Here is a 17,580-nt window from a genome sequence, read left to right on the forward strand (position 1 = left end):
TACGGGCGGGCCGCGGGCCGCAAGGGCCCGGACCGGGGTGATGCAGGTCAGTGTCGGCTACGCCCGGGCCCCTCCGCCCGACGTGACAGCCGCACTGCCGGAAGCCGCAGCGAAACCGATGCTCCCAGGCGAAGAGTGGGCGAGCCTGTTCATCGCTGTCAACACCGCATTCACATCCGGGGCGGATCGCGTCAGCCCACAGGCTTGATCACCACGGTCTGCGCACTGCCGACCACCCGCCCCTGCAGGTCGCGCGGAAGCAGCGGTGCCAACGGTTCCCCGCCCTCACGGGTGTGCAGGACCGAGCGCGCTTCGCCATCGGCGAAGCAGAACCCTTCGCCCCACTGGCGCAGCGCCACCACCAGCGGAAACAGGGCCTGGCCCTGGTCGGTCAGCGCGTAGTGGAGGTAGCGACCGCCATCGGGAGACGGCTGCTGGACCAGGATGCCGGCATCGGCCAGCGCCTGCAGGCGCTGGCTCAGCATGCTGCGCGACATCCCCAGGCTGCGCTGGAAATCGCTGAAGCGCTGCACGCCATCGAAGGCGTCGCGCACGATCAGCAGCGACCAGCGGTCGCCCACCACGTCCAGCGCACGGGCCACCGGGCAGGTCGGATTGGGAGTGTGCATGGCGGTGCTCCGATTTGATGGTTTCATTTTAGAACCATAAGACCCAGAATCAACTGGTTCTATTTTGAGACCAAAAGATGTCCGCTTCTGCAACCTGTCCCCGTACCGCCTCGCCGCTGATCCTGCTGTTCGCGTGCGCTGCCGGCCTGAGCGTCGCCAATGTCTATTACGCGCAGCCGCTGCTGGACGCGCTCGCCGCCGACCTGGGCATCGGCACCGCCCGGATCGGCGCGGTGATCGCCGCCACCCAGCTGGGGTCCGTGGCCGCATTGCTGTGGCTGGTGCCGCTGGGCGACCGCCTCCGCCGTCATCGGCTGCTGGCCGTCCAGAACGTTGCGCTGGTGATGGCCCTGCTCGGTGTGGCGGTGGCCGGCAGCGCGACGACGCTGCTGCTGGGCATGCTTGCGGTGGGCCTGCTCGGTACGGCCATGACCCAGGGTCTGATCGCCTACGCCGCGGCTGCCGCTTCGCCACACGAACGGGGCCGCGTGGTGGGTGCGGCGCAGGCCGGCGTGGTGATCGGGCTGCTGCTGGCGCGCGTGGTGGCCGGTGCGGTGGCCGACATCGGCGGCTGGCGCGCCGTGTATGGGCTGTCGGCCGGGTTGATGGTGATCACCGGCGTGCTGGTGTGGCTGCGCCTGCCGCGGCTGGCCGTGCCCGCAGCGGTGCCGCGTGTGTCGCTGCCCGCGCTGCTGCGCACGCAGCCGGTCCTGCGCAGGCGCGGCATGCTGGGACTGCTGATGTTCATCGCATTCGGACTGTTCTGGAGCACCGTGGCGCTGCCCTTGAGCGCACCGCCACATGCGCTGGGCCATACCGCCATCGGCGCCTTCGCACTGGTCGGCCTGGTCGGCGCGCTGGCCGCGGCACGCAGCGGCCACTGGAGCGACCAGGGCCACGCCGGGCGCGTGTCGGGCGCGGCGTTGCTGCTGTTGCTGGTCAGCTGGATACCGCTGGCCGCGCTGCCCGTGCACCTGGGCTGGCTGGTGCTTGGCGTGCTGCTGCTGGATCTGGCGGTGCAGGCGCTGCATGTGACCAACCAGAGCCTGATCCTGGCGGCCGCCCCGCAGGCCCAGGCACAGGCGATCGCAGCCTACATGCTGTTCTATGCGGCCGGCAGCGGCATCGGCGCCGTGGCCGGCAGCGCGTTGTATGCCGCGCACGGCTGGAGCGCGGTCTGCGGTGCCGGCGCCGTGGTATCGGGGGGGGCGCTGATGCTGTGGGCGCGCGCCCGGCGCAGTCCATAAGCGCTTCGCGCTACGCTGTACAACGATGAGAACGAGAGCTGTCGTGGATTCCTTCACCCTGATGCGCGCCTTCCGGCGGATCGTCGAACGCGGTGGCCTGGCGCGCGCCGCCGAGGATCTGGGCATGTCGGCGGCCGGTCTGAGCAAGCAGCTGCGCACGCTGGAAAGCCACCTGGGCGTGGTGCTGCTGCAGCGCACGACCCGCCGCATGAGCCTGACCGACACCGGCCATGCCTACTACGCCGAATGCTGTCGCCTGCTCGATGCGCTGGACGCACTGGAGCGCGGCATCGCCGAACAGCATGGCCAGGTCGGCGGCCGCCTGCGGGTCAATGCCCCGCTCTCGTTCGCGGTGAGCACGCTGTCGCCGCTGCTGCCGCGTTTCCTTGCCCTGCATCCGCAACTGGCGCTGGACCTGGTGATGGAAGACCGGGTGGTCGATGCCGTCGGTGAAGGCTTCGATGTGTCGCTGCGGCTGCGCGCGGACCTGGACGACTCCCGCCTGGTCGCGCGCCGGCTGGCCTCGCTGCAGCAGGTGCTGTGCGCGGCACCGGCCTACCTGCGGCACCACCCGGCGCCCACCACCGTCGAACAGTTGCGCGAGCATGCGCTGCTGGCCTACAGCCTGTCCGACTCGCCCGGCAGCTGGCCGTTGCAGGGGCCCGATGGGCGCATCAGCGTCCCTCTGCCAACCCGCGTCAGCGCCAACAACAGCCTGCTGCTGCGCGAGCTGCTGGTGGCCGGGATGGGCATCGGCGCACTGCCCTCGTTCCTGGCGGCGCCCTTGCTCGCCAACGGCCAGCTCCAGCAGGTGCTGCCCGACCACCGGTATCCGCCGCGCGTGGTCCACGCGATCTATCCCACCCAGCGCCACCTGCAACCCAAGGTGCGCGCCTTCATCGATTTCCTGCTTGAGGCACTCCCTCAGGCCGAGGGACTGGATTACTGACACCCGGCGAAAACTGAGCTGCCTGGCCACGGCTGTTTCGCCTGCCGTGCGCTGCCTAACCTGCGTTCTCCCCCGCTGAACCAGGTTCTGCCATGTCTTCTTCCCTTCCCCCCGCCACCGCATCGCGGCCGGTGGTCGAGTTCTTCCACGACGTGGTCTGCGGCTGGTGCTTCGTGCTCGCGCCACGGTTGGCCCGGGTCGCGGCCGAACTGGACATCCAGGTACGGCACCGCAGCTTCGTCCTGCAGGACTCGCGCACGGAGATGATCCGGGTGTTCGGTTCGATGGCCGATGCCAAACGGATCATCCTGACCCATTGGGAGGAGTGCGCCGCGCAGGAGGACATCCCGCGCATCGACGTGGGCGGCATGCGCGCGACCTCGTTCGACTACCCCTCCGGCTGGCAGGGTGCGCTGGCCTGCCAGGCCGCCGCGCTGCTGGGCGGCAACACCGCACACGGCACGATGTTCGATGCCATCCAGTGGGCGCACCTGCACCAGCACCGCAACATCGGCGATGTCGAGGTGCTGCTGGACATCGCCGAAGCGCTGGGCCATGCACGCGGCCGTTTCGCCGGGTACATGCGCGGCCCCGTCGCCCATGAACGCGTGCAGTCCGACCGTGCCCGGGCACGCGATCTCGGCATCCGCTCCATTCCCACCGTGATCGGCGCCGACGCGCTGCGCCTGCAGACCCTGCCATTGCCGCAGCTGCGCCAGGCGTTGGCCGCGCTGGTCCACGCCTGAGTTTTTCCGCCCCACTGCAAGGAGTTTTCCCATGTCGCTTCACCCTCTCGCCGCCGCACTGGGCCTGCTGCTCGGCGCGCTCGCGCTGCCCGCTGGCGCCCACCCGTCGGTGCCGACCGAACGCGTGCCATCCGGGCAACAGGTCGGCATCAGCCCCTGGGGGCCCACCGATGAGATCGGCCGGCTCAACCTGATCACCGACGCCTCGCGTGCGGCGATCCTGTCGCGCGTCACGGGCGGCAAGGTCTATGACCTGGCGACCGACTACTACGTCGGTATGCCCAGCTGGCAGGACGCCGGCGACCCGCACTACCAGTTCTGGATGACCCACACCCCGCAGGGCACGGTCATCGACGATCCGATGGGGGTGGGCGAAACGATGAACAGCACGCGCAGCTACACCGGCACGGCGTTCTCGATGTACAGCCACACCGGTACGCATATCGATGCGCTCAACCACTTCGGCATCCACGGCCGTATCTGGAACGGCTTCGAGGCCAGCCGGCATCTCGGGGACCGCGGCTGGAAAGTGACCGGCGTAGAGAAATTCCCTCCGCTGGTGGCGCGGGGCGTGCTGATCGACGTCGCCGGTGCCAAGGGCGTGGCGATGCTGCCGGACAACTACCGGGTCACCCGCCAGGATCTCCAGCAGGCCCTGCGCCGGCAGAAGATCGACCTGCGCCAGGGCGACATCGTGCTGATCCGCACCGGGCGCATGCAGCTGTTCGACCAGCCCCGGGCCTATATGGCCAACCCGCCGGGCATGAGCCTGGATGCAGCCCGCTTCCTGGTGGAGGACGGCGGGGCGATGGTGGTGGGCGCCGACAACCTCAGCTTCGAGACCTTCCCCTCCGAAGTGGCCGATGACTACGTGCCGTTGCACACCTATCTGCTGGCCCAGCAGGGCGCCCCGATCATCGAGCTGGTCGCGCTGGATGCGCTGGCCCGCGACCGGGTCTACGAGTTCGCCTTCATCGGCGGGCCGCTGAAGATCCGGGGCGGTGACGCCGCGCCGCTGCGCCCCGTCGCGCTGCCGGTGCGCCCGGACGAAATTCATTAGCAATTTGACTCATTGGCGGTAGGATTGTCGGTATCAGCCCTTGACACCGTCCTTCCCGATACTCGCCGCCATGCCCCTGTTCCGTGCCCGCCCGCGCCTGTTCCAGCCCTTCCGGGAGGCCCGCTGATGGGCGCGGCCCGGGCCCTGGAAGACCTGCTGGCCAGCCGCCAGGTCTGGCGCGGGCAGCCGCGCACGGCGCCGGTCGAGGCCCCCCACCCCACCGGCCATCCGGCGCTGGACGCCCGCCTGCCGGGCGGCGGCTGGCCCCCCTCGGCCCTGTCCGAGATCCTGCTGTCCAGCCCGGGCCAGGGCGAGCTGGGGCTGGTCTGGCCGACCCTCGCGCGGCTGAGCCAGCAGCAGGCGGTGGTGCTGGTCGCCCCGCCGTGGCAACCGCATGCCCCGGCCTGGGCCGGCGCCGGGCTGGCGCTGGACCAGGTCCATATCGTCCGGGCCACCCCGCGCGAGGCGCTGTGGGCAGCTGAACAATGCCTGCGCTCGGCCGCCTGTGCGGCCGTGCTGTGCTGGCCACAGGGCGATGACCGTGCCCTGCGCCGGCTGCAGGTGGCCGCCGAAACCGGCCAGTGCCTGGGCTTCGCCTTCCGTGATGCCCGCCAGGCCCGCAATCCGTCCCCGGCCGCCCTGCGCCTGCAGGTCGACGATGGCCAGGTGCAGGTCCTCAAGTGCCGTGGCGGACGGGCACCGGCCCACCCGCTGCCGCTGTCGCTGGCGCATTGAGCCGCCGCCATGCAGTGGGCCTGCCTGTTGCTGCCGCAGTTGGCGCTGGATACCGCGTTGCGCCAGCAGCCCGATCCGTCGCTCGCGCTGGTGCTGGTCAGCGGACCGGCACAGCGGCGCATGCTGCATGCGGTCAGCCCACGCGCGCGGCAGCTCGGGCTGCGCCGCGGCATGCTGCTGTCGGCCGCGCAGGTACTGACCGGCGAGCTGGTCTGCGTCGAGTACGATCCACGCGCCGAACAGGCCACCCGTCAACTGCTGGCCAGTTGGCTGTACGGCATCAGCTCGCAGGTGAGTCTGGATTTTCCGCATGCGCTGGCCCTGGAGGTCGGTGCCAGCCGCGCGCTGTTCGGCGATTGGCCGGCGATTGAGCAGCGCCTGCACGAAGGCCTGCAGGAACTCGGTTTCCGCCATCGTCTGGTGGCCGCGCCCAATCCCTACGCCGCCTGCGTGCTCACCCACCTGCACCCGCGCCTGGGCGTGGACGACAGCCACCTGCTGGCCGCCCTGGACCCGGTGCCGATCGAACGCAGCGGCCTGCCCGCCGATGCCGTCACGGTATTGACCCGCTCGGGCCTGCGTACGCTCGGGGCCGCCTTCGCGGTGCCGCGTGACAGCCTGGCGCGGCGTTTCGCACCGCAGGTGCTGGCCCATCTGGATGCCCTGCGCGGCCTGCAGTCTCCGCTGCTGCGCTACTTCCAGCCCCCCGACCGGTTCGATGCGCGGATCGAGTTCGAGTACGAGATCGACTCCACCCAGGCCCTGCTGTTCCCGCTGCGTCGCCTGACCGCCGACCTGGCCGCCTTCCTGTGCTCGCGCGATGGCGGCGTGCAGCAGTTCGACCTGTGGTTCGAGCACGACGGCCAGCCCGACACCCGCCTGTCGATCGGTCTGCTGGCACCGGAGCGCGACCCGGCGATGCTGTTCGAGCTGGCGCGCAACCGGGTGGATCACCTGGCACTGCCCGCCGGCAGCCGCGGCCTGCGCCTGCAGGCCGAGCGCCTGCCACCGTTCGTACCGGCCGCCCGTGACCTGTTCGACCCGCGCCCGCAGCAGGCCATGCCGTGGGAGCAGGTGCGCGAACGCCTGCGTGCACGGCTGGGCGACGACGCCGTGCAGGGCTTGGGGCTACGCGCCGACCACCGCCCGGAACGCGCCAGCGGCGATGCCGACGCCACCGGCAAGGCATCGCCGCCGGTGGCGTTGCCCCTGCGCCCCGGCTGGCTGCTGCCGCAACCGCAGCCGCTGCATGATCCCCATCTGCGCGTGCTCTCCGGGCCGGAGCGGATCGAGTCGGGCTGGTGGGACGCGGGCGATGTGCGCCGCGACTATTACGTGGTGGAAACCGCGCAGGGCCAACGCGGCTGGGCCTACACCGCGCCCGACGCCAGCGCCGGCCCATTCATGCTGCACGGCTGGTTCGCATGAACCTGCCTCTGCCCGACTATGCCGAGCTGCATTGCCTGTCGGCCTTCAGTTTCCAGCGCGGTGCCTCCACCGCCGAGGAACTGTTCGCGCGCGCCCGGGACCAGGGCTACCGGGCCCTGGCAATCACCGACGAATGCTCGCTGGCCGGCATCGTGCGCGCCTGGCAGGCCGCGCGCCGCCACGGCGTGGCGTTGATCACCGGCGCCGAGTTTCAATTGGAGGATGGCCCGCGCCTGGTGCTGCTGTGCACCGACCTGGCCAGCTATGCCGCGCTGTGCCAACTGATCACCACCTGCCGCCGGCGCGCGACCAAGGGCACCTATCGCTGCCTGCGCGACGACATCCAGGGGCTGTCCGCCAACCTGCTGTGCCTGTGGGTCGACCGCAGCCCCGATCCGGCCGATGCCGGCTGGCTGCAGGCCTGCTTCCCGCAGCGGCTGTGGCTGGCAGTGGAGCTGCACCGCGAGGCCGACGATGAAGCGCGCCTGCGCGTGCTGCAGCAGTTCGGCCAGACCCACCGGATTCCGCTGGTGGCCAGCGGCGATGCGCACATGCATGTGCGCCGCCGCCGCGCCCTGCAGGACACCCTCACTGCCATCCGCCACCATTGCACACTGGCCGACGCCGGCTGGCGCCTGTTCCCCAATGGCGAACGCCACCTGCGCAGCCGCCAGGCGCTGGCCCTGCTGTACCCCACCGCGCTGCTGGAGGAAACCCTGCGCATCGCCGCCCGCTGCCACTTCGACCTGTCGCAGCTGCGCTATACCTATCCGCGCGAACTGGTGCCAGCCGGGCACGATCCGGGGAGCTGGCTGCGCGCGCTGGTCGAGGACGGCATGCAATGGCGCTGGGGCGAGCGCACCACACCGGCCCAGCGGGCACAGATCGAACACGAACTGGACCTGATCGCAACCAAGCAGTACGCGTCCTACTTCCTCACCGTGCACGACATCGTGCGCTTCGCGCGCAGCCAGGAGATCCTGTGCCAGGGCCGGGGGTCGGCCGCCAATTCCTCGGTGTGCTACGTGCTGGGCATCACCGAGATCGATCCCAGCCACATGGAGCTGCTGTTCGAACGCTTCATTTCCGCCGAACGCGACGAACCGCCGGACATCGACATCGATTTCGAACACGAGCGCCGCGAGGAAGTGCTGCAGTACGTGTTCAACCGCTACGGCCGCGAGCGCGCCGCGCTGACCGCCGTGGCAATCAGCTACCGCGGGCGCAGCGCCGTGCGCGATGTGGCCCGCGCGCTCGGCCTGCCACCGGACCAGGTCAACGAGCTGGCCGCCTGCCTGGACCGCTGGAGCAGCCACGAACCGCTGCCCGACGCGCTGCGCGAACGCGGTTTCGACCCGGACACGCCGCTGATGCGGCGGGTGGTGGCGCTGACCGCCGAACTGGTCGATTTCCCCCGCCATCTGTCCCAGCATCCCGGCGGCTTTGTGATCTCCGAACATCCGCTGTCCACGCTCGTGCCGGTGGAGAACGCGGCCATGCCCGGGCGCACCGTGATCCAGTGGGACAAGGACGATCTGGATGCCACCGGGCTGATGAAAGTGGACTGTCTGGCACTGGGCATGCTCACCGCCGTGCGCAAATGCCTGGCACTGCTGCAGGCGCATGGCGAACCGCCGATGAGCATGGCCACCATCCCGCCCGACGACGTCGCCACCTACGACATGATCTGCCGCGCCGACACCCTGGGCGTGTTCCAGATCGAATCGCGCGCACAGATGGCGATGCTGCCACGGATGCAACCGCGCTGTTTCTACGACCTGGTGATCGAAGTGGCAATCGTTCGCCCCGGTCCGATCCAGGGCGACATGGTGCATCCGTATCTGAACCGGCGGAAGCAGCTCAAGGAAAGCGGCGTCGAAGAAATCGACTACCCGCCGGCGCTGCACAAGGTATTCAAACGCACCCTGGGCGTGCCGCTGTTCCAGGAGCAGGTGATGCAGCTGGCCGTCGCCGCAGGCGGTTTCAGTCCCGGCGAGGCCGATGCGCTGCGCCGCTCGATGGCGGCCTGGAAACGCCACGGCGGGTTGGAACCGCATCGGGACAAGCTGCTCGCCGGCATGATCGGCAACGGCTACAGCCGCGACTACGGCGAGCGCCTGTTCGAACAGATCAAGGGCTTCGGCAGCTACGGCTTCCCGGAAAGCCATGCCGCCAGCTTTGCGCTGATCACCTATGTCAGCTGCTGGCTCAAATGCCACCACCCGGCCGCGTTCGCCGCCAGCCTGGTCAACAGCCAGCCGCTGGGGTTCTATACGCCCGACCAGATCCTGCAGGACGCGCGCCGCCACGGCGTACCGGTACTGCCCGTGGATGCCTGCCACAGCGCATGGGACTGCACGCTGGTGCCGCCGGCCGTGGCCGGTGCCGGGTTCGGCATCCGCCTGGGCCTGCGCATGATCGACGGCTTCAGCGAAGCGGTCGCCACCGCACTGGTGCAGGCACGCCAACGCGGGCCGTTCGAGAGCGTCGCCGACCTCAGCCAGCGCGCCCGCCTCGATCGGCGCCACCAGGGCCTGCTGGCCGATGCCGGCGCGCTCAAGGCACTCAGTGGCCATCGCCATCGCGCGCGCTGGGAGGTCTCCGGCGTTGAGAAACCGCTGCCGCTGTTCGCGCAGGCGCGCGCCACCGCCGAAGCCGAGGTGGCGCTGCCCGCTCCCACCGCGTTCGACGACATGCAGGCCGACTACAACAGCACCGGCACCACACTGGGCCGCCACATGGTGTCCTTCGTCCGCCCGCAGCTGCAGCAGCAGCGCTGCCTGCGCTCGGATGAACTGGCCGCGCTGCCACACGGCCGCAACGTGCGCTTTGCCGGGCTGGTGCGCATGCGGCAGCGTCCGCAGACAGCCAGCGGGGTCACCTTCCTGACGCTCGAAGACGAATGCGGCATGGTCAATGCCGTGGTCTGGCGGCGCATCGCCGACCGCCAGCACCGCGTGCTGGTGGAAGCGCGCCTGATGCAGATCGATGGCCGGCTCGAACGCGTGGACGGCGTGCAGCACCTGATCGTGCGGCAGATGCAGGACATCGGCGGCCTCATCGACGGTGTGCGCACGCACAGTCGCGACTTCCACTGACGCCTCCATGCGGCATGCTGTGATGTATCGCGATGCATTCGTTCATAACGTGACGTGCATCGCTTCGATGCGGCATTTTCCGACTGGTCGCCGCGCGAAGCTTTCGGTATCGTCGGCGCTTTCCAAGGACTCGGAGAAACCATGTCGCGCGCGCTCACCCTCACCACCCTGGTGGTTGCCAGCCTCGCGCTGGTCGTGTCCAGCTGGACCGCGTTGGCGCTGCACCAGAGCCAGGCGCGCGATCGCGTGATCACCGCGCGCGGGTTGATCATCGAAGATGGCTCCGGCCAGGCCCGCGTGATCCTTGGCGCACCGGTGCCCGATCCGCTCAGCAAAGGTGTCTCGCAGGGACCGCGCGCCTCGCCGCTGTCCGGCCTGATCCTGATCGGCGCGGACGGTTCCGAGCGCGGCGGCTACGGCACGGCCGATGTCGGCGACGAAGCCATCCTGACTCTGGACGACGCCACCGGCACCACCGAAGTGTTCAAGGTCACCGCCAATCCCGACCGTGGTGCCACGCTGGTGATCAAACACCAGAACAGCACCGGCGCGATGCTGACCTCATGGCAGGGCAAACCCGAACTGATCTTCGTGGGCGACAACGGCCAATCGCACTACGTGCGGCCGAGCACTCCCAGCGCGCCCTGAGCCTGCAACGCCTGCTGCAGGTCCACCGCCAGACGCCGCGCATCGGCCGCGCTCAGGCTGGCCGTGGTGATGCGCACGCCATGCACACCCGGCTGCACCGCGAATACCTCGCCGGCGCGCAACTGCCAGCCGCGCTGGGCCATCGCCAGTACCAGCGGCTGGCTGTCCTGTGCCAACGGCAACCACAGATTCAGGCCATCCATCACCGCCGGTGTCGCGATGCCGCGCTCGCGCAGCGCGGCCTGTACCCTCTGGCACCGCTGGGCGTAATCGCGCCCGGCCTTGGCCACGCGGGCCAGCACCCGGGCCGAGCCCAGCGCCGCCGCCGCCGCGTCCTGCAGCAGATGGCTCACCCAACCGGTCCCCGGTGCCAACCGCAGGCGCAGCCGGGCCGCGGTATCGGCATCGCACCCCAGCAGCGCCAGCCGCAGGTCCGGCCCCAGTGACTTGGACAGCGAGCGCACCAGCGCCCAGCGCTGTGTGCCCGGCGGCAGCACCGAGTGATATGGCTGCTGCGACAGGCCGGCGAAATGATCGTCGATCAGTACCAGCACCTGCGGATACCGCTCCAGCACCTGGCGCAGCGCGCGGGCGCGACGCGCGCTGATGCAGGCGCCGGTAGGATTGTGCGCACGCGGGGTCAGCAGCACCGCGCGGGCGCCCGCCTCCAGCGCGGCGGCCAGCGACACCGGCTGCATGCCTTCCTCATCGATCGACACCGCAACCGTGGCGTGCCCGGCCGCCCGCAGCGTATTGAGGCTGCCGAGGAAGCACGGATTCTCCACCGCCACGCGGTCGCCGGGCAGCAGCCAGCCGGCCAGCACGCGCTCGATGGCGTCCACCGCGCCGTGGCTGAGCTCCAGCGCATAGCCGGCCGGGCAATCCGGGTCCAGCTGCGCCCGTGCCAGCAGCGCCAAGGTGGGGTCGAGCGTCGGTGTGCCGTACAACCGCGGCGCACGCGCAGGCAGCAGCGCGCGCAGATCCGGCAGCCACTGCGGATCGGGATTGCCGCTGGACAGGTCGAACAGTGTCGTCCCCGCCGCACTGCCTTCCTGTGCCGACGCTACAGGACGTGCGGCCACCACGGTGCCACGGCGACCCTGGGTCACGGCCAGTCCCGCGGCATCCAGCCGCTTGTAGGCGGCCGCCACCGTGTTGCGGTTGATCGCCAGCTGCGCGGCCAGTTCACGCACCGGCGGCAGGCTGCTGCCTGGCGGCAATGCCCCGCTGAGGATCTGCTGGCGGATGCTCTCGAAGACCGCAGCGGCGGTCTGGCCCGTGATTTTCATTTTGTCCTATGCCAATATACGGTTCGTCCCGTGACAGTGTTGCACACCGGAGTCCCCCATGCCCCTTGCCCCACCCGACTGGCCGCAGGCCACCACCGTCGACGAGATCGCGCACAACCTCGACGTGGTCCGTCAACGCATCGCCCGCGCCTGCGCCCGCGCCGGGCGCGACCCGGCGGGCGTCCGGCTCCTGCCGGTGAGCAAAACCGTCGATGAAGCCCGCCTGCGCCTTGCGTGGCAGGCCGGCTGCCATGAGCTGGGCGAGAACAAGGTGCAGGAGGCGCAGCGCAAAGCCGCTGCGATGGCCGACCTCGCCGGTCTGCGCTGGTCGGTGATCGGCCATCTGCAGACCAACAAGGCGCGCGACGTGGCACGCTTCGCCAGCGAGTTCCAGGCGCTGGACAGCCTGCGCGTTGCCCAGGCGCTGGACCAGCGTCTGGCGCTGGAACAGCGCACGCTGGACGTGTTCGTGCAGGTCAATACGTCCGGTGAGGCCAGCAAGTACGGGCTGGACCCGATCGCGGTCGCCGATTTCGTGCAGCAGTTGCCCGCCTTCCCGCACCTGCGCGTGCGCGGGTTGATGACTCTGGCCGTGTTCTCCCCCGACCCCGCACAGGTGCGCCCCTGCTTCGTGCGCCTGCGCGAACTGCGCGATCGCCTGTCGCCGCAGCTCCCGGCCGGGGTGAGCCTGGATGCCCTGTCGATGGGCATGTCCGGGGATGTCGAGATCGCCATCGAGGAAGGTGCCACGGTGGTCCGCGTCGGCCAGGCCATCTTCGGCGCGCGCAGCACTCCGGACAGCCTTTACTGGCCCGCCCCCGCAGCAGCAGGGCCTGCGCCATGATGGCGGCGCCACAGCGCCGCGCCGTCGCCATCCGGCACGTCGCGTTCGAAGACTGCGGCACGCTGGGCACCGTACTGGCCGGACGGGGCTGGGAGCTGCAGACCCTGCAGGCCGGCATCGATCCGCTGGACGCCGCTGACACCGCCGATCTGCTGATCGTGCTGGGCGGACCCATCAGTGCCAACGACACCGATACCTACCCGTTCCTGCGCCTGCAGCTGGCACTGCTGGAGCGCCGCCTGCGGCAGCAGCGGCCGATCCTCGGCATCTGCCTGGGTGCGCAGCTGATCGCGCGCGCGCTCGGTGGGCGGGTCGCGCCGATGGGCGCCCGGGAAATCGGCTTCGCCCCGCTTTCACTCACCGATGCCGGCATGGCCTCGCCCCTGCGTGCGTTGGCCGGCATTCCGGTGCTGCACTGGCATGGCGAGACGTTCACGTTGCCACCCGGCGCACAGCGTCTGGCAGCCACAGCGGCATGTGCGCAGCAGGCGTTCGCCCTCGGCACGCACGTGCTTGGCCTGCAATGCCATCCGGAACTGGATGCGCGCCGCACCGAGGCCTGGTTGATCGGCCATGCCCACGAGCTGCACGCTGCCGGCATCGATCCGCGCGTGCTCCGCGATCAGGCGGCACGCTACGGCGCACCGCTCGCTGCCGCCGCACGCGACCTGTTCACCACGTGGCTGGAGGCATGCGCATGAGTGGCTACCGGCTGATCATCCATTGCCACGGTGTGCGCTGGGGCCAGTTCGACAGCGACGGCCCGGGCGCGCGCGACCACCTGGTGGCGCTGGCCGGTCGCCTGCCCGCGCAGGATGGCTTTCACCTGCAGTGGCAGCAGGCCGTGGGCGAACAACGGGTGCTGCACAGTGGTCCGGACGGACTGAAGGTCCTGAGCAGCGCGCCGGTGTACCGGGACATGACGGCCCCCTGAGCTCCATCGCCGGTCGCGGGGCACGCAACCGCGCACCGTCGCGCGCACCCAGCGCGTCCGCAGCCGGCGCGCTAGGGCGCCGGTGCGGTCGCCGGCAACACGCGCGGCTGCTGCTCGTACCATTCACGGGCGCCGGCCAGGTGCCACTTGCGCTGCTGGCCATCCAGCTCGATTCCTGCCCCGAGCACGCCCCACCGCAGGTACAGGTTGCCGCGCCGCTGCGCGCGGGCCAGGTCCAGCCGCGCGCGCAGCGACAGCCGTTCGTTCTCGGCCTGCAGGTCATCCACCCACAACTCGCCGCTGCGCCAGCGCAGTTGGCCACTGGCCTGGACCTCGCCGGAATCGAGCAGGCCCAGTACCCAGCGCGGATACGCACTGCGTTCGGCGAACACCCCCAGCAGCGGCCCCGCATCACGCAGCCGCAGATCGGCCTGTGCGGTGACCTCGAACGGTGCGGCCGCATCGATGTGGCCCTGGCGCAATGCCACGGTGCCCCACCAGTTGGCCGGTGCGGTGGCATCACCGACGCGGATGTTGCGCAGATCCACCGTGGTGCCGGCCAGGTCGAACTGCCGGGCGTCGAAGTCGGCCCGACGTACCCGTGCCTTCAACTGCGCGTCGCCACGCATCGCCAGGCCGGCCACCTGCAACTGCGCACCTCGACCGCGCAGGTCGGCGCGACCGGTACCCACCCGGCCGGCCGAATCCAGTTCGACATCGCCGCTGAGCAGGCCGGTGCCACCGAGCAGACGCACATTGTCGCCCTCCAGGTAGCGGTTGTAGGCGGTCAAGTCCGGCACCCGCGCATCGTTGAAGCGCAGGTGCGCACGCATGCCGTCACGCAACTGCTGCAGCCGCGCATCGCCACGCAGCGTCAACGCCATGTCGCGACCGTCGAACAGCAGCGCCTTCGGCGTGGCCGCCGGTGCCGCGCGGAACCGGGGAATCTCAACGTCCAACTGCGCCTGCGCGGGTGCACCTGCGACGATGCGGCCGTGCGCGTTGGCGTCGCCCTGCAGACGGACCCCGGCCACTTCGGCCACCGCGGCCACCTGCGGAATATCCAGCGTACTGCCCGGCGCGAGCTGACCTTCGGCAATCTTCAGGTCGCCTTCCAGCAGCCCTCCCCCGTCCAGATGGAACCACGGCTTGCGCACGAACAGGTCGGCGATCCAGTTCAGGGACTGGAACTGCCAGGCGCCACTGACCTGCCCGGACAGCCGCGGCAGCAGGTCCGCCGGCGCCTGGAACGGAATGCGCCGCCCGGTCACGCGCAGATCGGCGTGCAGTTCACTGCCGGCCTCCGGGTCACGCGGCAGCCGCGCCTGCACGCGCATGTCCTGCGCCACATCCAGCTGCAGCGACAGCAGACCGCGATCGGTGGCATGCACGCCGGCATGCACCGGCACCCGCCAGACCACCCGGCTGCCCGGCTGCAGCACGCCACGATCCATCGTCACGTCGGCGTTGAGCCGGGCATTGGAGGGCATGCTGCCGACCTTGATGTGCGCACCGGCCGTATCCAGACGCAGCCCCTGGCTGCGCGCATCGATCCTGAGCTGCGCCCAGGTAATGTCGAACTTGCGCAGCCCCGGTGCCTCGTCGCGGTAATGACGCGGGTAACGGAACCGCGCCTCCAGGTGCGCGTCGTCCAGCACCTTGACGCCATCGAAGGTCACTGCGGCCCGGTCGAATGCCGCGGTGGAATCGAACAGTTCCGACGGACCGCCGCGCAGCTGCTTGAGGAAACCGACCGTGCCACTGCCCTGGCCGGTGACCAGCAGCTTGCCGAAGCGCCCGCTGCGGATGCTGTCGCTGTGGATCGCGTCGAAGCGCAGGGTCCAGCCGCGATCACTGCGTGGCGGCGGCGGAATCGCCGCGCCAACACGTTCCACCTCCGATTCCACGCCGCTGGCGTCGATCCGCGGGATGCGCACTTCGCGGCGGAACAGCGCCGGCAGCGCGATCCAGGCGCTGGCCCGGTCGGCGCGGAAGATGTACACGGTGCGGTTGGCCTGGCCGCGCATGCGCACGTTCCAGACGATGGCGTGTCCCGGCACCAGGGTCAGCGCCGCGCCGGTCTGCATGGCGAACTTCTCCGGCTTGCGGTTGGTGACCGCGTCGAACAAGGGCGTGTTGAGGAAGACATTGCCGGCCACTAGATAAAGGGCATACGCCACCAGCAGCGACAACAGCGCCACGCGCCACGGACGGGGCCAGCGGCGTACGCGCTCGGGAATCAATGGCATGGGCAACGGCAACCGGCAGCAGGAACAGCCCCTACTATCGGCACCGGGCCTGCGGCGGCACGTGAAGGTGCGCTGTGGCTGCCCAACGTCATGGCTGCCCGGCATGGGGCCACGGGCGACCTGGTGCGCCTGTTTCCCGAGTGACGGATCGACCCGATGCCGATGCATGCCGCCTCCCCCGAGCGGGCACGTGAGCGCCAGACTGCGCGCCTTCATTGAATGCGTCGCCGGACGGATGGGACACTGGGCGCCGGTCGATCGCCCGGGTGCATCCTGACCGCGCCCGCCACGACCCACCTCGACAGGAACCCTCCATGCATCCCCGCCTCCGCATCGCACTGCTCGCCCTGTTGGGCACCGTACCGGCCCTTGCACAGGCACAGCACGCCGAACCTGCGCAGGACCTGCCGCTGACAGCGCTGCTCGGCTGCCATTTCGGCTACGCGCAGCAGCACCATCGAAGCACCGCCAGCGCCACCGAGATCGCGCTGGCGGCGGCCTCGCACTGCGACGCCGCACTGCAGGCGGCCGGTCTGGATACCTACCGGCGCGCGCTGGAAGCAGGCCTCCCGGTTGACGATGCGGAGGCCTCCCGCCAGGCGATGATCGAGGAAATGCGCGCGATGCTGCCCGGCTTCACCATCGACAAGGTCATCCAGGCCCGCGCCGCGGCCGGCGATCCCTGAGCGTGCTCAGCGTGGCAGTGGGCGATGACCGGCGTATCGCCCCAGCGTGTCCCGCTCGTCGCTACGCAACGTCAGCACCTCTACCCCGTCGGCGGTCACCAGCACAGTGTGTTCGGCCTGGGCCGACAACCGGCCGTCGCGCGTGGTCACCGTCCAGCCGTCCTCGCTGATGTCGATGCCCGCCCGGCCCTGGTTGATCATCGGTTCGATGGTAAAGGCCATGCCTTCCTCCAGCGCCAGGCCGTCGCCACGGCGGCCGTAGTGCAGCACCTGCGGCTCTTCATGCATCTCGCGCCCGATGCCGTGGCCGCAGAACTCGCGCACCACGCTGTAGCCGTGCGCCTTGGCGTGCTGTTGGATGGCAAAACCGATATCGCCCAGCGTCGCGCCCGGCCGTACCACGCCGATGCCTTTCCACATCGCCTCGCGGGTCACCCGCACAAGCCGACGAGCCGCGTAGTCCACCTCGCCGATCAGATAGGTCTTGCTGGAATCGGCGATGTACCCGCCTTTCTCCAGGGTGATGTCCAGGTTGACGATACTGCCGGCACGCAGCACGTCCGCAGCCGATGGCACGCCGTGGCAGACCACGTTGTCGATCGAGCTGTTGAGCACATACGCGAAGCCGTACTGGCCCTTGCTGGCCGGGCGCGCGTGCAGCCGGTCAACAATGAAGTGTTCCACCCAGTCGTTGACCTGCAGCGTGCTCATGCCTTCCAGCGGCAACCGGTCCAGCGCCTCGAACACCGATGCCAGCAGCCGACCCGCTTCGCGCATCCGCTGTTGTTCGTCGGGCGTCTTGATCATGCCGGCACCGCCGGCAGCAGGCCGGGATCGACCCCGGCGGCGCGCAGCTCGCGGCTGACGATCTCCTGATAGCTCAGGCCGGGGTTCATCTCGCACAGCATGCCGATACGGATCCAGAACCCGGCCTGGGCGTTGATCGAGCGGCCGGACACGCCGCTGGCGCGGCGCAGGTTGTCGTGCAGCGCGTCGTCGATGTTGACGATGCCCATACAGGCGCTCCAATACGAATAG

17 protein-coding genes are annotated in these 17,580 nt (G+C 69.9%); 12 read left to right on the plus strand and 5 right to left on the minus strand.

Annotated features, from left to right (window positions below):
• Positions 1-191: 191 nt before the first annotated feature.
• Entirely contained in the window at positions 192-629 is a 438-nt protein-coding gene (locus tag ACPEH1_RS10050; RefSeq protein ID WP_313243129.1) for a winged helix-turn-helix transcriptional regulator, read from the minus strand.
• Positions 630-706: 77 nt separating this feature from the next.
• Here ACPEH1_RS10050 and ACPEH1_RS10055 point away from each other — a divergent pair, with 77 nt between their 5' ends.
• From ACPEH1_RS10055 to ACPEH1_RS10090, 8 genes are all read left to right on the plus strand, one after another.
• Positions 707-1,876, plus strand: a complete 1,170-nt coding sequence (locus ACPEH1_RS10055) for an MFS transporter (protein ID WP_153165256.1) — start codon at positions 707-709, stop codon at positions 1,874-1,876.
• 43 nt (positions 1,877-1,919) lie between these two features.
• On the plus strand, positions 1,920-2,825 hold the full coding sequence (locus ACPEH1_RS10060; protein WP_136006931.1) for a LysR family transcriptional regulator: 906 nt from the start codon (positions 1,920-1,922) through the stop codon (positions 2,823-2,825).
• Positions 2,826-2,917: 92 nt separating this feature from the next.
• Positions 2,918-3,571: a DsbA family oxidoreductase gene (locus ACPEH1_RS10065; protein ID WP_423715728.1), complete on the plus strand. Its 654-nt coding sequence runs from the start codon at positions 2,918-2,920 to the stop codon at positions 3,569-3,571.
• A gap of 31 nt (positions 3,572-3,602) precedes the next feature.
• Positions 3,603-4,631 carry a cyclase family protein gene (locus ACPEH1_RS10070; protein ID WP_017356861.1) on the plus strand — a complete coding sequence of 343 codons (1,029 nt, stop codon included), beginning with the start codon at positions 3,603-3,605 and terminating at the stop codon, positions 4,629-4,631.
• 126 nt (positions 4,632-4,757) lie between these two features.
• Positions 4,758-5,366, plus strand: coding sequence for a translesion DNA synthesis-associated protein ImuA (gene imuA / locus ACPEH1_RS10075; protein WP_153165258.1), 609 nt, complete (start codon positions 4,758-4,760; stop codon positions 5,364-5,366).
• 9 nt (positions 5,367-5,375) lie between these two features.
• Complete coding sequence (locus ACPEH1_RS10080; protein ID WP_136006939.1) at positions 5,376-6,794, plus strand: Y-family DNA polymerase; 1,419 nt, start codon at positions 5,376-5,378, stop codon at positions 6,792-6,794.
• Positions 6,791-9,892, plus strand: coding sequence for an error-prone DNA polymerase (locus tag ACPEH1_RS10085; protein ID WP_136006941.1), 3,102 nt, complete (start codon positions 6,791-6,793; stop codon positions 9,890-9,892). The genes ACPEH1_RS10080 and ACPEH1_RS10085 overlap by 4 nt, the downstream gene beginning before the upstream one ends.
• Positions 9,893-10,033: 141 nt before the next feature.
• Entirely contained in the window at positions 10,034-10,540 is a 507-nt protein-coding gene (locus ACPEH1_RS10090) for a hypothetical protein (protein WP_136006943.1), read from the plus strand.
• On the opposite strand, the gene ptsJ is transcribed toward ACPEH1_RS10090, so the two are convergent.
• Positions 10,507-11,829 carry a transcriptional regulator PtsJ gene (gene ptsJ / locus ACPEH1_RS10095; protein WP_153165261.1) on the minus strand — a complete coding sequence of 441 codons (1,323 nt, stop codon included), beginning with the start codon at positions 11,827-11,829 and terminating at the stop codon, positions 10,507-10,509. The two genes, ACPEH1_RS10090 and ptsJ, sit on opposite strands and share 34 nt — an antisense overlap.
• A gap of 58 nt (positions 11,830-11,887) precedes the next feature.
• Here ptsJ and ACPEH1_RS10100 point away from each other — a divergent pair, with 58 nt between their 5' ends.
• The 3 genes from ACPEH1_RS10100 to ACPEH1_RS10110 are packed head-to-tail and all read left to right on the plus strand — an operon-like array spanning position 11,888 to position 13,607.
• A complete protein-coding gene (locus ACPEH1_RS10100; protein ID WP_136006947.1) occupies positions 11,888-12,673 on the plus strand; it encodes a YggS family pyridoxal phosphate-dependent enzyme in 786 nt (261 codons plus the stop codon).
• A complete protein-coding gene (locus tag ACPEH1_RS10105; RefSeq protein ID WP_262072203.1) occupies positions 12,670-13,374 on the plus strand; it encodes a glutamine amidotransferase in 705 nt (234 codons plus the stop codon). The genes ACPEH1_RS10100 and ACPEH1_RS10105 overlap by 4 nt, the downstream gene beginning before the upstream one ends.
• Positions 13,371-13,607, plus strand: coding sequence for a hypothetical protein (locus tag ACPEH1_RS10110; RefSeq protein ID WP_026070944.1), 237 nt, complete (start codon positions 13,371-13,373; stop codon positions 13,605-13,607). Before ACPEH1_RS10105 ends, ACPEH1_RS10110 begins: the two co-directional genes overlap by 4 nt.
• A gap of 71 nt (positions 13,608-13,678) precedes the next feature.
• Here ACPEH1_RS10110 and ACPEH1_RS10115 read toward each other — a convergent pair whose 3' ends face one another.
• Positions 13,679-15,856, minus strand: a complete 2,178-nt coding sequence (locus ACPEH1_RS10115; RefSeq protein WP_423715729.1) for a hypothetical protein — start codon at positions 15,854-15,856, stop codon at positions 13,679-13,681.
• A gap of 314 nt (positions 15,857-16,170) precedes the next feature.
• Here ACPEH1_RS10115 and ACPEH1_RS10120 point away from each other — a divergent pair, with 314 nt between their 5' ends.
• Positions 16,171-16,542 carry a hypothetical protein gene (locus tag ACPEH1_RS10120; protein ID WP_017357151.1) on the plus strand — a complete coding sequence of 124 codons (372 nt, stop codon included), beginning with the start codon at positions 16,171-16,173 and terminating at the stop codon, positions 16,540-16,542.
• Positions 16,543-16,548: 6 nt separating this feature from the next.
• On the opposite strand, the gene map is transcribed toward ACPEH1_RS10120, so the two are convergent.
• Both map and ACPEH1_RS10130 read right to left on the minus strand, forming a co-directional pair.
• Positions 16,549-17,349, minus strand: a complete 801-nt coding sequence (map, locus tag ACPEH1_RS10125) for a type I methionyl aminopeptidase (protein ID WP_017357150.1) — start codon at positions 17,347-17,349, stop codon at positions 16,549-16,551.
• Entirely contained in the window at positions 17,346-17,558 is a 213-nt protein-coding gene (locus ACPEH1_RS10130; RefSeq protein ID WP_017357149.1) for a ParD-like family protein, read from the minus strand. Before ACPEH1_RS10130 ends, map begins: the two co-directional genes overlap by 4 nt.
• Positions 17,559-17,580 lie beyond the last annotated feature (22 nt).

The sequence above is a fragment of the Stenotrophomonas sp. NPDC077421 genome, from assembly GCF_049545505.1.
GTDB lineage: Bacteria > Pseudomonadota > Gammaproteobacteria > Xanthomonadales > Xanthomonadaceae > Stenotrophomonas > Stenotrophomonas nematodicola.

What these genes read in the sequence shown, in the direction of transcription:
- ACPEH1_RS10050 (WP_313243129.1), bottom strand. Translation starts at nt 629, where the DNA reads ATGCACACTCCCAATCCGACCTGCCCGGTGGCCCGTGCGCTGGACGTG.
- ACPEH1_RS10055 (WP_153165256.1), top strand. Translation starts at nt 707, where the DNA reads ATGTCCGCTTCTGCAACCTGTCCCCGTACCGCCTCGCCGCTGATCCTG.
- ACPEH1_RS10065 (WP_423715728.1), top strand. Translation starts at nt 2,918, where the DNA reads ATGTCTTCTTCCCTTCCCCCCGCCACCGCATCGCGGCCGGTGGTCGAG.
- ACPEH1_RS10070 (WP_017356861.1), top strand. Translation starts at nt 3,603, where the DNA reads ATGTCGCTTCACCCTCTCGCCGCCGCACTGGGCCTGCTGCTCGGCGCG.
- imuA (WP_153165258.1), top strand. Translation starts at nt 4,758, where the DNA reads ATGGGCGCGGCCCGGGCCCTGGAAGACCTGCTGGCCAGCCGCCAGGTC.
- ACPEH1_RS10080 (WP_136006939.1), top strand. Translation starts at nt 5,376, where the DNA reads ATGCAGTGGGCCTGCCTGTTGCTGCCGCAGTTGGCGCTGGATACCGCG.
- ACPEH1_RS10085 (WP_136006941.1), top strand. Translation starts at nt 6,791, where the DNA reads ATGAACCTGCCTCTGCCCGACTATGCCGAGCTGCATTGCCTGTCGGCC.
- ACPEH1_RS10090 (WP_136006943.1), top strand. Translation starts at nt 10,034, where the DNA reads ATGTCGCGCGCGCTCACCCTCACCACCCTGGTGGTTGCCAGCCTCGCG.
- ptsJ (WP_153165261.1), bottom strand. Translation starts at nt 11,829, where the DNA reads ATGAAAATCACGGGCCAGACCGCCGCTGCGGTCTTCGAGAGCATCCGC.
- ACPEH1_RS10100 (WP_136006947.1), top strand. Translation starts at nt 11,888, where the DNA reads ATGCCCCTTGCCCCACCCGACTGGCCGCAGGCCACCACCGTCGACGAG.
- ACPEH1_RS10105 (WP_262072203.1), top strand. Translation starts at nt 12,670, where the DNA reads ATGATGGCGGCGCCACAGCGCCGCGCCGTCGCCATCCGGCACGTCGCG.
- ACPEH1_RS10110 (WP_026070944.1), top strand. Translation starts at nt 13,371, where the DNA reads ATGAGTGGCTACCGGCTGATCATCCATTGCCACGGTGTGCGCTGGGGC.
- ACPEH1_RS10115 (WP_423715729.1), bottom strand. Translation starts at nt 15,856, where the DNA reads ATGCCATTGATTCCCGAGCGCGTACGCCGCTGGCCCCGTCCGTGGCGC.
- ACPEH1_RS10120 (WP_017357151.1), top strand. Translation starts at nt 16,171, where the DNA reads ATGCATCCCCGCCTCCGCATCGCACTGCTCGCCCTGTTGGGCACCGTA.
- map (WP_017357150.1), bottom strand. Translation starts at nt 17,349, where the DNA reads ATGATCAAGACGCCCGACGAACAACAGCGGATGCGCGAAGCGGGTCGG.
- ACPEH1_RS10130 (WP_017357149.1), bottom strand. Translation starts at nt 17,558, where the DNA reads ATGGGCATCGTCAACATCGACGACGCGCTGCACGACAACCTGCGCCGC.